The sequence below is a fragment of the Stagnimonas aquatica genome (genome assembly GCF_003730135.1).
In the GTDB taxonomy this organism is placed as follows: domain Bacteria; phylum Pseudomonadota; class Gammaproteobacteria; order Nevskiales; family Nevskiaceae; genus Stagnimonas; species Stagnimonas aquatica.
Window position 1 is genome coordinate 81,929 of sequence record NZ_RJVO01000008.1, and the last position, 12,859, is coordinate 94,787.

Here is a 12,859-nt window from a genome sequence, read left to right on the forward strand (position 1 = left end):
CCATTCATAGGAGGAGTTGCACATGGCGAAAACCGTGTTGAAGGCGGGTGGGCGGTTCAAGAGCGCGGTCTGCGAGACCCAGGTGATGGTCATCAAGGCCCCGGCCGGCGAATTCACGCTGAGCTGCGGCGGCGCCGACATGATCGCCCCGACCGCCACCGGCGGCGGCGACCTGGACCCGGCCCAGGCCGGCGAGACGCTGATCGGTAAGCGCTACGTCAACGCCGACGAGTCGCTGGAACTGCTGTGCACCAAGGGTGGCAAGGGTTCGCTGGCGCTCGACGGCGTGGCGCTGGAGATCAAGCAGGCCAAGCAGTTGCCGTCTTCGGACTGATTTGGATGTTCCCTCTCCCCTCAAGGGAGAGAGCAGGGGATGGGGTGCGCGGCAACGCTGTCCGGGTTCGCAGTCCGAGCTGAGCTTGCGGCCCTTGTTCCCAAAATCCCTCTCCCACCAGGGGCGAGGGGAACTCAGAAAGCCAGGGTTCGCCCATGAACATCTCCACCATCCTCGACATGGCCGCCGAAGCCTTCGGCGACCGCATCGGCGTCGTCTCCGGCGACAGCCGCTACACCTATGCCGAGCTGCGCGCGGCGGCGGTCAATGCCGCTGCCGCGATCCGCGCCAGTGGTGCCAAGTACGTGGCCCTGCTCGACGTCAACAGCCCGGCGGCGCCGGTGGCGATCTATGCCGCCGCCTACGCCAATGTCCCCTACGTGCCGCTCAACTACCGGCTCACCGCGCCGGAGATCAACGAGCTGATCGAGCGCGTTGCCCCGGCCTATCTGGTGACCAGCGCCGACTACGCCAAGCTCATCACGCCGCGCGCCGATGTGCAGGTGGTGGACCGCGCCACCTTCCTGTCGCTGCCCGCGACCAGCGAGGAGCCGACGCCGGCCGACGACCCGCGCGAGGTCGCCGTGCAGTTGTTCACCAGCGGCACCACCGGCAAGCCCAAAGCGGCGATCCTGCGCCACGAGAATCTGTCGAGCTACATCTTCGGCACCGTGGAATTCGCCGCCGCCGACGAGAACGACGCGATCATCGTCACCGTGCCGCCCTACCACATCGCCGGCATCTCGGCGGTGCTGTCCTCCACCTACGCCTGCAGGCGCATGGTCCAGCTCGAAGGCTTCGACGCCAAGGCCTGGCTGGCGGCCTGCCGCGAGCACGGCGTCAGCAATGCCTTCCTGGTGCCGACCATGCTGCAGCGGGTGGTCGATCACCTGCACGACAGCGGCGAGCCGGCCAATCTTCCGGCCCTGCGCGCGCTCGCCTACGGCGGCGGCAAGATGCCGCTGACCACCATCCAGAAGGCGATGGCGCTACTGCCGGAGGTGGACTTCACCAACGCCTACGGCCTCACCGAGACCAGTTCCACCATCGCCGTGCTCGGGCCGGACGATCACCGCGCCGCTGCCAGCAGCGAAGACCCGGCAGTGCGCCGGCGCCTGGGCTCGGTGGGCAAGCCGGGCGCGGTGGAAATCGAGATCCGCAGCGACGAGGGTCAGGTGCTCGGCCCCGAGGAAGCCGGCCTGGTGTTCGTGCGCGGCCCGCAGGTCTCGGGCGAATACCTGGCGCTGGGCAGCCAGCTCGACAACGACGGCTGGTTCCCGACCAAGGACCGTGGCTATCTCGACGCCGAGGGCTATCTGTTTCTCGATGGCCGCGCCGATGACGTGATCGTGCGCGGCGGCGAGAACATCTCGCCCGGCGAGATCGAGGACGTGCTGCTGGGCCATCCGGCAGTCGCCGACGTGGCCGTGGTGGCGATGCCCGACGAGCAATGGGGCGAGGGTGTCGCCGCCGCCATCGTGCTCAAGCCCGGCAGCGCCGCCGAGGTCGCCGAGTTGCAGGAGCTGGTGAAAGCCAGCCTGCGCTCCTCGCGCGTGCCGCAGAGGATCGTCTTCAAGGACGCGCTGCCTTACAACGAGCTGGGCAAGGTGCTGCGGCGGGTGATCCGGCAGGAGTTTGTGTAACAAGCCCGCTTTCACAAAGCCGGGGCGGGCGGTGCCCGCCTAGTTCGATGCGGCGGGCTGTGGACCGGGCCGGCGCCAGCGCCACAGCCGCATCCGGTACAGGCCCATCGCCGTGAAGTAGAGCGCGCCGGAGGCGAGCAGGGTCCAGGGAGCCTGCTCGAACATCGGCTTGCCGCTGAGTCCGGCCTCGCGGATCAGGCGATAGTCGAGTCCGCCGCGCTGGGCTTCGAACAGTAGCCCTCCCAACACCAGTGACAGCAGATAGCTGGCGACTGCCATCGGCCAGTCGATCAACTGCTCGCGCAGGCTGGGGTGATGGAGCGGTTGCGCCGACCAGCAGACCAGCAGCTTGCTGAAGAACAGCCAGCCGAACAGGGCATACAGCCAGGGCGCCTCGTAGTCGCGTGCGATGAGCCAGACGAACAAACCATAGAAGCCGGCGAGCCCCAGATGGGCCAGGGAGCGGAACAGGCGGGTCTTGGGCGCGTTGCCGAAGACGGCCATGAACACCCCGGAGTGGATCACCAGAAACTCCACCAGTACGGTGAGCAGCATCGGCTTGATCCAGTCGGTGCCGAGCAACCGGGGCTGCCACCAGCACAGCAGGCAGGTGGCGGCGGTGGCCAGGTCAGGCAGCCCGCCCAGCAGCATCCTCCAGCGCGGCGAGGGTTCCAGGGCGGGGAGATCGGCGGTCTGCACGGTCGGGCGGTCCTGAGTGGCGCGGACAATCACTCATCCGCCTGCGGGAGGCGCTATCTTCGCAGCCCGCGAAACTGGTCGCACTTCCGCGATCCGCCTCAGGCCGCCATGTACGTCATCGAAAAGACCCTCGAAATCAAAGCCCCCGCCGCCGTGGTCTGGGAGGTCATCACCGATGTCGAGAAGTACCCGGAGTGGAATCCCTTCCAGGTCGAATTCCGCACCACGTTCAAGCCGGGCGATCCCATCGACATGCGGGTGAAACTGCTCGCCAGGCCGCAGCCGCAGCGGGAGTTCGTGAAGGAATACGTCGAGGGTAAACGCTTCGTCTACTGCATGAAGCCGGTGCCGGGCACGCTGTCCAGCCTGCGCTCGCAGGAGGTCGAGTCGCTCGGGCCGGAGCTGACGCGCTATCGCTCGCACTTCCATCTCGCGGGCTGGCTGCGGCATGTCGTCGTCGCCCTGCTTGGAGGCCGGCTGCAAGCCGGATTCGCGGGCGCCATCGCCGGTGTGCAGACGCGGTCCGAAGCGCTGTGGGCGCAGCGCAAGGCCTGAGCCCCGATGCCGGCGCCGAGGCGCCGGAGCAGGCCGCGCGCGCCTACGCGCACTGGCTGCTGGGCGCACTGGGCCTAGCCCCGGAGCGAGAGCTGGCGCTGGCGGACGAGCATCCGGCGCTGAGCTGGGCGGGCAGCGGCCTGATGGCGCTGACCGGCGTTGCCGAGGGCCCGCCGCGCCTGCTGCCGAGCGCGCTTGCCGCCTGCGCCGACGGCGCCCTGGCGGCGCTCGCCAGCCTGGCCCCGGCCGGCGCGCTGGACGGCCTGCGCGGCTCCTGGCTCCTGGCCGAGCGTGCCGCCTACACCGGCTGGTTGCGCGCGGGTGCGGTGTCGATGGGCGGCAGCTGCCGGCTGCTGGCGACCGCCGATGGCGAACTTGCCGTGAACCTGGCGCGCGAGGATGACTGGGCCTTGCTACCGGCCTGGCTGGAGACCGACGTAGCCGCCGATTGGCCCTCGGTGGCCGCCGCGTTGCGCAAGCAATCGAGCGCGGCTCTGGTCGAGCAGGGCCGCCTGCTGGGGCTGGCACTGGCGCGTAGCCCGGAGCCGCAGCTTCCGCCTTGGCTGCTAGTCACACCGAGCTTTCCCCTCTCCCCTTGTGGGAGAGGGGTAGGGGAGAGGGGGGGGGCGCGCAGCGTGCCCCTCAGCTTCGCCAAGGAATTGCGCGGCAGCATGACCGATGCTGAAAAGGCGCTCTGGTTCCATCTCCGCGCCGGCCGTCTGCAAGGCCACAAATTTAAGCGCCAAGTGCCGCTGGGGCGCTACGTCCTCGATTTCGTTTGCTTTGGATCGAAGCTCGTCGTGGAGTTGGACGGCAGCCAGCATCTGGATAGCTTGAAGGACGAACAGCGGGATGCCTGGCTACGACACGAAGGTTTCCGCGTGCTGAGGTTCTGGAACCATCAGGTGGTGAATCAAGGCGGTGCGGTGCTGGAGGAGATCCTGTGCCAACTGGAGGGCCCCCTCTCCCCTACCCAGACGGCCATCGGCCCATGCATGGCCGATGGCGTTCGGCGGGGCGAAGCCGTGCTTCGCCTACTTCCGCCTCACCTCCCACAAGGGGAGAGGGGTTCCAAGAAACTACGACCGCGCGTGGTCGATCTGTCCTCGCTCTGGGCCGGCCCGCTCTGCGGCCATTTACTGCTTCGTTTGGGCGCCGAGGTGGTGAAGGTGGAAAGCACGCAACGCCCCGACGGCGCCCGCCGTGGCGCGCCGGAATTCTTCGACCTGCTCAACGCCGGCAAGCGCAGCGTCGCGCTCGATCTCGGCAGTGCCGCCGGGCGTGAGCAGTTGCGGGCGCTGCTGGGCGAAGCGGACATCGTCATCGAGGCTTCGCGGCCGCGTGCGCTGCGGCAGATGGGCATCTCGGCCGAACAACTGCTGCGCAAAAATCCGGGGCTGACCTGGCTCAGCCTCAGCGGCTACGGCCGCGCGCCGGAGTGGGAAAACGCCATCGCCTATGGCGACGATGCCGGCGTCGCCGCCGGCCTGTCGGCGTTGCTGCGGCAGGCGCACGGCGAGCCCTTGATCTGTGGCGACGCCATCGCCGATCCGCTCACCGGCATCCACGCCGCGCTCGCCGCCTGGGCGAGCTGGCGTCAGGGCGGCGGGCAGTTGCTGGCGCTCTCCTTGAGCGGCGTGGTGCGCGCGGCGCTGGACTTCGATACGCCATCCGATGTCGCTGCCCGGATGGCCGACTGGAGTCGGGTGCTGGCGCAGAGCGGCCAGCCGGTGGCGGCACCACGGCGCCGGCCGGGCTCGGGAACGGCCTCTGCCCTGGGTGCCGATACCGCTGCCGTGTTCGCGGACTGGGGCCTCGCATGCTGATCCGCGAAGCCGAGTTGCCAGGCGGGGTGATCGCCGACCTGCGCATCGCTGCCGGCCGTATCGCCGAGATCGCACCGCGTCTGGCGCGGCGCGGCGCCGACGAGCCGCTCATCGAAGCCCAGGGTGGCGCCCTGCTGCCGGGCCTGCACGACCACCATCTGCACCTGTATGCGCTGGCGGCGGCGCTGGACTCGCTGCCCTGCGGCCCGCCGCAGGTGCACAGCGCCGAGGAATTGGGCGCGCGACTGCGGGCGCGGGCGCGCGAGCTGGCGCCGGGGGAATGGTTGCGCGGCGTCGGCTATCACGAATCGGTGGCCGGCGAGCTGGACCGCGATGCGCTGGACGCCCTGCTGCCCGGGGTGCCGCTGCGCATCCAGCAGCGCAGCGGCCGGCTCTGGCTGCTCAACTCCGCCGCGCTTGCCGAGCTCGAATCGGCGAGCGGCGACGATCCGCTGGAGCGCGTCGGCGGCCGCACCACTGGCCGTCTCTACGACGCCGACGACTGGCTGCGCAGCCGCCTGCCGCGCCGGCCGCTGAGCCTGGCGCGGGCCAGCCGCCTGCTGGCCAGCCACGGCGTCACCGGCGTCACCGACACCACGCCGCAGAACGATCTGGCCGCCGCCGAGGGCTTCGCCGCCGCGCAGGCGCGCGGCGAGTTGCTGCAGAACCTGATGCTGATGGGCGATACCAGTCTTGATGCCCTGCAGGATCGGCCGGGGCTGCTGCGCGGCGCGCGCAAGTTCCACCTGCACGATCACGAGCTGCCGGATTTCGAGGCGCTCTGCGCCGACATCCGCGCCAGCCATCGCGCCGGCCGCGCCACCGCCTTTCATTGCGTCAGCCGCACCGATCTGGTGTTCGCGCTCGGCGCCCTGCGCGAGGCTGGTGTGCGGGCCGGTGATCGCATCGAGCACGCCTCGGTGCTGCCGCCCGAGCTGCTGGAGGAGGTCGCCGAGCTGCGGCTGACGGTGGTGACCCAGCCAAATTTCATCGCCGAGCGCGGCGACGCCTATCTGCGCGAGGTCGCGGCCGAGGATCGCCCCTGGCTGTACCGTCTGCGTGGATTGCTGAACGCCGGGATTCCGCTGGCCGCCGGCAGCGATGCGCCGTTCGGCGAGCCCGACCCCTGGCGGGCGATGCGCGCCGCGATGGAGCGCCGCACCCGCGCGGGCCGGGTGATGGCGGCCGACGAGGCACTGGACGCCGACCAGGCGCTGGCTCTGTTCACCACGGCGCCGACCGCCCCCGGCGGTCCGCCCAGGCGGTTGGCGCCGGGCAGTGTGGCCGACCTCTGTCTGCTCGAAATCCCCTGGTCGGCCTGGCGACGCGCCGGCCTGGAGACGCCGCGCGTGCGCCTGAGCCTGCGCGGCGGCCTGGTCATCCACGCTGCCGAGGCGAACGTCGCCGGCGCTGCCTGAGGCCCCGAGCCGGGAGGGTCACCGGGCTTTGCCCTGGCTCGTCCGGTCCGCCGGTAAGCGTCGCCCGGCCTCGCGGCGTTGACCTGTTCTCGATACCCCGCGCCAGCTCTCGTCCGTCCAGGGTAGGACTGACGCCCGGCGGGTCCTGAAACTGCCGGCATGAATCCACCGAGGACCGCCATGCGCCGTCCGCCTCTCAGCGCCATTTCCGCAGATGCCGTCGCTCCCGCGCGTGTCGGCCGGCCGCCGCGCGTGAGCGTGCAGGCGATCATCGCCGCCGCGCTGGAACTGGGGCTGGAACAGGTCAGCCTCAAACAGATCGCCCGGCACCTGGGAGTGGCGCCGGCGACGCTGTATCGCCATGTCCGCAACCGCAACGAGTTGCTGCGTCTGGCCGCCTTCGAGCTGACGCTGGCGCGGCGGCTGCCCAGCGGCAACACCGAACACTGGTCGGAGCTGGCGACCCGCTACGCGGAAACCCTGTTCGAGTCCTTCGTCGCCGAGCCGCAGTTGATGAACGAACTGCTCAAGGGCCGCCTGGGGCCGCAGGCCGAGATCGACTTGCTGGATCAGTTCCTCGCGGCGGTCTGCCAGCACGGCTTCGATCCCGAGCAGGGTGTGCGTCTGTTCCACAGCATCGGCACCCTGATGCTGGGGGCGGCGGCGGGCGCCATTGGTTTGCAGGCCAGCCGCGACTCCGGGCCGTCCTGGAGCCAGGCCGTGCACGACGCCCTCGCGGCCCGCGATGCCGACGAGCTGCCCTACGTGCGCCAGGTGTTTCCGCAGACGCTGGAACGCCAGCCGCACCACTGGTTGCCGGCCCTGCGCGCCCTGCTGACCGGCGTTGCGGCCCTGCGCGGCGAGGTGCTGCCCGAACCCAGCCCGCAGCAGCGCTACGCCGCCGGGCGCCAGCCCGCCGATCGGCACTGAGCGGCATCGCCGGCCGCGACCGCCCTCGTCCAGGGGCGCGGGAGTGGCGCAGCCAGCTTGGAGCCGGTCGCATCCCCAGGCATGAGTTTGATCAAACCCAGGAGAACGCCATGAAGAAGTGGATCTGTGTGATCTGCGGTCACATCTACGACGAAGCCAAGGGCATGCCGCAGAGCGGCATCGCGCCCGGCACCAGCTTTGCCGACCTGCCCGAGGACTGGACCTGTCCGGAGTGCGGCTCGCCCAAGGAGTCGTTCGAGCCGCATGACGAGTAGTCTGTGCCCGCGTCCGTCGCCCCAATAAAAACTAACAGAGGAGATCCGATGAAACACGAAATGAAGGCGCGCTATCCGGCGCCCTCGTCGGTGGTGATGAAGATGTTCGCCGACCGCGACTTCCACACCCGCAAGCTGGAAGCCACCGGCTACTCCGGCAAGTACCAGGTGCTGAACTGCGTCGGCGACGCCAACAGCTTCAGCATCCGCATCGAGCGCAAGGTCCCGGTGTCGATGCCGGGCATGGGCAAGAACGCGCCGGAGTCGACGGTGGTCAACGACGAAACCTGGAGCCTCGCCAGCAAGACCGGCCGGGTGGTGGTGGAGCTCAAGGGCATGCCGCTGGAGATGTCCTGTGTCACTTCGATGAAGGACGAGGGCAAGGACTGCGTGGTCACCTATCAGTGGGAAGTGAAGTCGAAGATTCCGCTGGTCGGCGGAACCATCGAGAAGATGGTGGTGAATGACATGGACAAGAAGGCGGAAGAAGAGACCCAGGCGGCGATCGCGCTGCTGAAGAATTACCGCTGAGCGCGTGCCGCCGACAGGCGGGGCTGGGAACACACAGGGGCATACTCGGTTCGGACGAGGCGCTGTTGCCGCGCACGCCTAGGATGCCAACAACGAAAACCGGAGGAGACACGGTGATGAAATCGACGACCAAGGTCGCCATGAAAACAAGCTTGCTGATGGCATTGCTGACGCTGCCGATGTCGGCCGCGCTCGCCAAGGTGCCGGCGGCCAAGGCGGCCGAACTCGATGGCCCCAAGTACACCTGCATGGGCGCGGAACGCGCGGCTTCGCCGTCGGGCGTGGCCGAATACACCGGCAAGTTTGTCGGCACCTGGCCGGGCCAGAGCAAGCCCTTCGGCTACGAGCCCGGCCCCTACGCCGATGAAAAGGCGAAGTTCACCATCAGCGCCGACAACGTCGGGCAGTACGCCGACAAGCTCACCGAGGGCCAGAAGGCGCTGTTGAAGAAGTACCCCAAGTCCTATCGCATCAACGTCTACCAGAGCCACCGTGACTTCGGTTATGCGCCCTGGGTCTGCGACACGGTGAAGAAGAACGCGGTGACTTCCGAAGTGATCAACAACGGGCTGGGGATCACCGGCATCAGCGGCGGCATCCCGTTCCCGTTCCCGGCCAGCGGCCTGGAGGCGGTGTGGAACGCGGTGAACCCGCACCGCGCCTCCACCGAGCAGGCGGTGACCGACATCGCCGATGTCTACGCCAACGGCAGCATCGCCTGGGGTCGCAACAAGTTCATGACCTACAACCCCGGCAACGATCCCGAGAAGCGCGGCTCGTTCCAGGACAAGCTCAACTCCTACTTCTACACCAGCTACATCCTGCCGGAGCGCGACAAGGGCTTCACCGCCGTCGGCTACCAGCCCAACGACTTCACCAAGGACGCCACCGCCTCCTGGCAGTACAGCCCCGGCATCCGCCGCGTGCGCCAGGCGCCGGAAGTCGGCTTTGACTACCCGGTGCCGCCGGCCGGTCTGCGGACCGTCGACGACGACTACGGCTTCAACGGCTCGCCGGAACGCTACACCTGGAAGCTGATCGGCAAGAAGGAAATCTACGTCCCGTACCACAACTTCAAGATCAACGACCCCTCGATCAAGTACAAGGACCTGATCAAGCCGGATACCGTCAACCCCGAGTACGTGCGCTACGAGCTGCACCGCGTCTGGGTGGTGGAAGGTACGCTCAAGGCCGGTGTCCGCCACATCTACAGCAAGCGCATCCTGTATCTCGACGAGGACAGCTGGCACACCCTCTGGGCCGACAACTACGACGGCCGTGGCCAGCTCTGGCGCGCCAACTTCGTCAACTTCTTCTACTCGCAGGAGTCGAAGGCCTTCCATCGCGGCGCGACGATCTATCACGATCTTTCCTCTGGCGCCTACGAGGCGGGCTATCTGGTCAACGAGCGCGGCAAGGACTGGTGGCGCATCAACCAGCCGATGAAGCCGGCGATGTTCAGCCCGGAAGCGGCGGCACGCGGCGGGCACTAAGGCCGGTACTTTCTGACGGGGCGGCGAACAGACGCCGCCCCGTTTTCGTGTCAGGGGTTTGATTTCGTGAAGACTGCATTCATCACCGGCGCCAACGTCGGCCAGGCCAACCTGCTGGTCAAGGCGCTCTCGCAGCGGGGCTGGCGGGTATTCGCCGGCGTGCTTCCGGGGGCGCCCACCGACCTCGCCAACAGCGACACGGTCACCCTGGTCGATCAGGATGTCTCCAAGACCGAGTCGGTGCAGCGCAGCGCCGAGTTCGTCACCAAGGCGCTGGCCGGTCAGGGCATCGATCTGCTGATGAATGTCGCTGGCGTCGCCAACATCGGCGTCGGGGTGCTGGAAGGCGCCGATCTCGCGCAGGCCGAGCGGCTGTTCCAGATCAACACCTTCGGCCAGCTGCGGGTGGTGCAGGCCTTTTTACCGCTGCTGCGCCGGAACGCACCGGGCTCGCGCATCGCCAACTACAGCTCCGGCGCGATCATCGCCAACCCGGTCGGCGCCGGCGTCTACAACATGAGCAAGCACGCCATCCACGGGATGACGCTGACCCTGCGTCACGAGCTGGCGCCGTTCGGCATCCAGGTCACCTCGATCATTCCCGGCGGCGTGCTCACCGCGATGTCGGCCAATGCCCACGAGAACACCAGGAAGACCTGGGCGATGCAGCCGGAAGCGGTGCGCAAGGCCTACGACCCTTACCTGAAGAAGGTGATGGAGCAGGTGTTGCCCGACATGCTGGAAAAGAGCGGCGCCACGCCCGAGCAGGCCCTGGAAGGCACGCTGAAGATCCTCGACAAGAAGACCTGGGCGCCGATGGAACTGCTGGGCAAGGACGTGAAGCCCATGGGCCTGATGCGCCGCCTGCTGTCCGATGGGCAGCTGGAAGCGATGATGCGCTCGGCGTTCAAGATCCCCTCGTACAAGGCTTAGCCGAGCCGCCCCTACCCCGGCCCTACCCCGCTCGCGGGGGAGGGAGCCATAGCAAGAGGAAGAAACCATGAACGCTCCCGTCACCCCGCCGACCGAGCTGCGCCGGCTGTTCGACCGCCTCGCCGCCAAGGCGCCGGAGATTCGCGCCACCAGCGCCGAGCAACGCGCCGACAAGCTGCGGCGGCTGCTGAAAGCCACGCTGGAAGCGCGTCCGGCGATCCTCGAAGCCGGGCGCAAGGAGCTGCGCCTCACCGACACCGACATCGACGCCCAGTTGCTGATGGTCAAGGGCGAGGCGGAGTTCATCGCCAGCCACGTCGAGGAGTGGATGGCGCCGGGCAAGATCCAGGGCACGCTGATGACCCTGGGCAAGAAGTGCTACGTGCAGTACGAGCCCAAGGGCGTGGTGCTGAACCTGGCGACCTGGAACGCACCGATCGCCATCGGTCTGGTGCCGCTGATGGGCGCCATCGCCGCCGGTTGCACCATGATGCTCAAGCCCAGCGAGCTGGCGCCGCATTCGGCGCAGGTGCTGGCCGACATCATCGCCAAGGTGTTCCCGGAGGACGAGTTCGCGGTGGTGCAGGGTGGCCCCGAGGTCGCGCAGGAAGTCCTCACGCTTCCCTTCAACCACATCTTCTTCATCGGCGGCCACGCCGTTGGCCGGCTGGTGATGAAGGCCGCCGCCGAGCACTTCGCCTCGGTGACGCTGGAGATGGGCGGCAAGAACCCGACCATCGTCGACGCCAGCGCCGATGTCGTCGAAGCCGGCAAGAAGATTTCCTGGGGCCGCGTCGCCAACTGCGGCCAGGTCTGCCTGGCGCCGGACTACGCGCTGGTGCACGAGTCGGTGCAGCGGCCGTTCATCGAAGCTCTGTCGGCGTCGATGAAGGCGATGTACAACGCCAGCGGCGCCGGCTTCCAGAAGTCCGCCGAGCTGCCGCGCATCGTCAATCGCCGGCATTTCGACCGTATCAAGGGCCTGCTCGACGATGCCATCGCCAAGGGCGCGGTGGTGGAGTGCGGTGGCGAGACCGACGGCGACGACCTGTTCATCGCGCCCACCGTGCTCTCTAACGTCAACAACAGCATGCGGATCATGACCGAGGAGATCTTCGGGCCGATCATCTGCGTGGTGCCGTTCAAGAGCCGCGAGGAGGCGGTGGCGGAGATCCAGACCCGCGCCAAGCCGCTAGGTTCCTACATTTTCGCCAAGGACCGCGAGGCGATCGCCTACTGGCTCAGCCACACCACCTCCGGCAGCGTGGTGGTCAATCACAATCTGATCCAGTCCGGCACCAACCCGCATCTGCCCTTTGGCGGCGTCAATTCCAGCGGCATCGGCCGCATCGGCGGCCACTACAGCTTCCTGGAATGCTCCAACCAGCGTGCGGTGGTGGAAGACGGTCCGGGCATCGGCGACCCCGACATGATGTTCCCGCCCTACTCCGACAAGTACAAGGAAGCCATTGGCTGGATGCTCAACAAGGGTGTCAAAATGCCCGACGGCGTCCTCAACTTCATGGGCGGCCTCCTCAAGCTCACCAACGTATTCAAGAAATGACCACCGAAGTCAAAGCCACCAACGTCGTCTGGCACGACGGCGAAGTCTCCCGCACCGACCGCTACCGCATCCTCGGCCAGAAGGGCGCGACCCTGTGGTTCACCGGCCTGTCCGGCAGCGGCAAGAGCACGGTCGCCGTGGCGCTGGAAAAGGAGCTGGCCAAGCGCGGCCGGCTTTGCTACCGGCTCGATGGCGACAACATCCGCCTGGGTATCAACAAGAATCTCGGCTTCTCCGCCGAGGACCGCACCGAGAACATCCGCCGCATCGGCGAGATCGCCAAGCTGTTCGTCGACACCGGCGTGCTGGCGCTGACCAGCTTCATCAGCCCCTACCGCGCCGACCGCGACAGCGCCCGTGCCTTGCACGAGCAGGCCGGCATGGAGTTCATCGAGGTCTATGTTGATTGCCCGCTGGGCGAGGCCGAGAAGCGCGATCCCAAGGGCCTGTACAAGAAGGCGCGCGCTGGCGAGATCAAGAACTTCACCGGCATCAGCGATCCCTACGAGGCGCCGGAGCAGCCCGAGCTGGTGCTCAAGACCGCTGAGATGAGCCTCGACGAGGAAGTCGCGGCGGTGATCGCGCTCCTGGAAAAGCGCGGCATCCTGCTCGCCGTCTAAGCCGGCTTTGCAACCTATTTGCGACACCGCGCATCAGA

General features: G+C 67.8%; 13 protein-coding genes. 12 read left to right on the plus strand and 1 reads right to left on the minus strand.

All coding sequences use genetic code 11. The features are described 5' to 3' along the window. Nucleotides 1–22 precede the first annotated feature (22 nt). Together ED208_RS14835 and ED208_RS14840 are read left to right on the plus strand one after the other, a co-directional pair. Nucleotides 23–334 carry a hypothetical protein gene (locus tag ED208_RS14835; protein WP_123212701.1) on the plus strand — a complete coding sequence of 104 codons (312 nt, stop codon included), beginning with the start codon at nucleotides 23–25 and terminating at the stop codon, nucleotides 332–334. A 155-nt stretch (nucleotides 335–489) separates the two neighbouring features. Then, entirely contained in the window at nucleotides 490–1,977 is a 1,488-nt protein-coding gene (locus ED208_RS14840; RefSeq protein WP_123212702.1) for a class I adenylate-forming enzyme family protein, read from the plus strand. Nucleotides 1,978–2,016: 39 nt separating this feature from the next. Here the strand turns inward: ED208_RS14840 and ED208_RS14845 are convergent, their stop codons facing one another. Beyond that, nucleotides 2,017–2,709 (minus strand): hypothetical protein, encoded by a 693-nt coding sequence (locus ED208_RS14845; protein ID WP_158608576.1) that lies wholly within the window; start codon nucleotides 2,707–2,709, stop codon nucleotides 2,017–2,019. A gap of 75 nt (nucleotides 2,710–2,784) precedes the next feature. Between ED208_RS14845 and ED208_RS14850 the strand changes: the two genes are divergently transcribed. From ED208_RS14850 to cysC, 10 genes are all read left to right on the plus strand, one after another. Next, nucleotides 2,785–3,231 (plus strand): SRPBCC domain-containing protein, encoded by a 447-nt coding sequence (locus tag ED208_RS14850; protein ID WP_123212704.1) that lies wholly within the window; start codon nucleotides 2,785–2,787, stop codon nucleotides 3,229–3,231. Further along, a complete protein-coding gene (locus tag ED208_RS14855) occupies nucleotides 3,210–5,057 on the plus strand; it encodes a CoA transferase (protein ID WP_123212705.1) in 1,848 nt (615 codons plus the stop codon). The genes ED208_RS14850 and ED208_RS14855 overlap by 22 nt, the downstream gene beginning before the upstream one ends. Next, nucleotides 5,051–6,475, plus strand: a complete 1,425-nt coding sequence (locus ED208_RS14860) for an amidohydrolase family protein (protein WP_123212706.1) — start codon at nucleotides 5,051–5,053, stop codon at nucleotides 6,473–6,475. The genes ED208_RS14855 and ED208_RS14860 overlap by 7 nt, the downstream gene beginning before the upstream one ends. Nucleotides 6,476–6,655: 180 nt before the next feature. Then, nucleotides 6,656–7,405 (plus strand): TetR/AcrR family transcriptional regulator, encoded by a 750-nt coding sequence (locus tag ED208_RS14865; protein WP_158608577.1) that lies wholly within the window; start codon nucleotides 6,656–6,658, stop codon nucleotides 7,403–7,405. A 110-nt stretch (nucleotides 7,406–7,515) separates the two neighbouring features. Then, on the plus strand, nucleotides 7,516–7,680 hold the full coding sequence (rd, locus tag ED208_RS14870) for a rubredoxin (RefSeq protein ID WP_123212708.1): 165 nt from the start codon (nucleotides 7,516–7,518) through the stop codon (nucleotides 7,678–7,680). Between the two features lie 48 nt (nucleotides 7,681–7,728). Continuing rightward, complete coding sequence (locus ED208_RS14875; RefSeq protein WP_123212709.1) at nucleotides 7,729–8,211, plus strand: DUF2505 domain-containing protein; 483 nt, start codon at nucleotides 7,729–7,731, stop codon at nucleotides 8,209–8,211. 140 nt (nucleotides 8,212–8,351) lie between these two features. Then, the gene (locus tag ED208_RS14880) at nucleotides 8,352–9,704 is read left to right on the plus strand and encodes a DUF1329 domain-containing protein (protein WP_123212793.1); all 1,353 of its coding nucleotides are present in this window, start codon (nucleotides 8,352–8,354) and stop codon (nucleotides 9,702–9,704) included. Between the two features lie 66 nt (nucleotides 9,705–9,770). Beyond that, nucleotides 9,771–10,637: an SDR family NAD(P)-dependent oxidoreductase gene (locus ED208_RS14885; protein ID WP_123212710.1), complete on the plus strand. Its 867-nt coding sequence runs from the start codon at nucleotides 9,771–9,773 to the stop codon at nucleotides 10,635–10,637. A 67-nt stretch (nucleotides 10,638–10,704) separates the two neighbouring features. After that, on the plus strand, nucleotides 10,705–12,201 hold the full coding sequence (locus ED208_RS14890) for an aldehyde dehydrogenase family protein (RefSeq protein ID WP_123212711.1): 1,497 nt from the start codon (nucleotides 10,705–10,707) through the stop codon (nucleotides 12,199–12,201). After that, the gene (gene cysC / locus ED208_RS14895; RefSeq protein ID WP_123212712.1) at nucleotides 12,198–12,821 is read left to right on the plus strand and encodes an adenylyl-sulfate kinase; all 624 of its coding nucleotides are present in this window, start codon (nucleotides 12,198–12,200) and stop codon (nucleotides 12,819–12,821) included. Before ED208_RS14890 ends, cysC begins: the two co-directional genes overlap by 4 nt. The last annotated feature ends 38 nt before the right edge of the window (nucleotides 12,822–12,859 follow it).

Excerpts from the sequence above, each read along its gene's own strand:
- ED208_RS14835 (WP_123212701.1), top strand. The coding sequence starts at position 23 with ATGGCGAAAACCGTGTTGAAGGCGGGTGGGCGGTTCAAGAGCGCGGTC.
- ED208_RS14840 (WP_123212702.1), top strand. The coding sequence starts at position 490 with ATGAACATCTCCACCATCCTCGACATGGCCGCCGAAGCCTTCGGCGAC.
- ED208_RS14850 (WP_123212704.1), top strand. The coding sequence starts at position 2,785 with ATGTACGTCATCGAAAAGACCCTCGAAATCAAAGCCCCCGCCGCCGTG.
- ED208_RS14860 (WP_123212706.1), top strand. The coding sequence starts at position 5,051 with ATGCTGATCCGCGAAGCCGAGTTGCCAGGCGGGGTGATCGCCGACCTG.
- ED208_RS14865 (WP_158608577.1), top strand. The coding sequence starts at position 6,656 with ATGCGCCGTCCGCCTCTCAGCGCCATTTCCGCAGATGCCGTCGCTCCC.
- rd (WP_123212708.1), top strand. The coding sequence starts at position 7,516 with ATGAAGAAGTGGATCTGTGTGATCTGCGGTCACATCTACGACGAAGCC.
- ED208_RS14875 (WP_123212709.1), top strand. The coding sequence starts at position 7,729 with ATGAAACACGAAATGAAGGCGCGCTATCCGGCGCCCTCGTCGGTGGTG.
- ED208_RS14880 (WP_123212793.1), top strand. The coding sequence starts at position 8,352 with ATGAAAACAAGCTTGCTGATGGCATTGCTGACGCTGCCGATGTCGGCC.
- ED208_RS14890 (WP_123212711.1), top strand. The coding sequence starts at position 10,705 with ATGAACGCTCCCGTCACCCCGCCGACCGAGCTGCGCCGGCTGTTCGAC.
- cysC (WP_123212712.1), top strand. The coding sequence starts at position 12,198 with ATGACCACCGAAGTCAAAGCCACCAACGTCGTCTGGCACGACGGCGAA.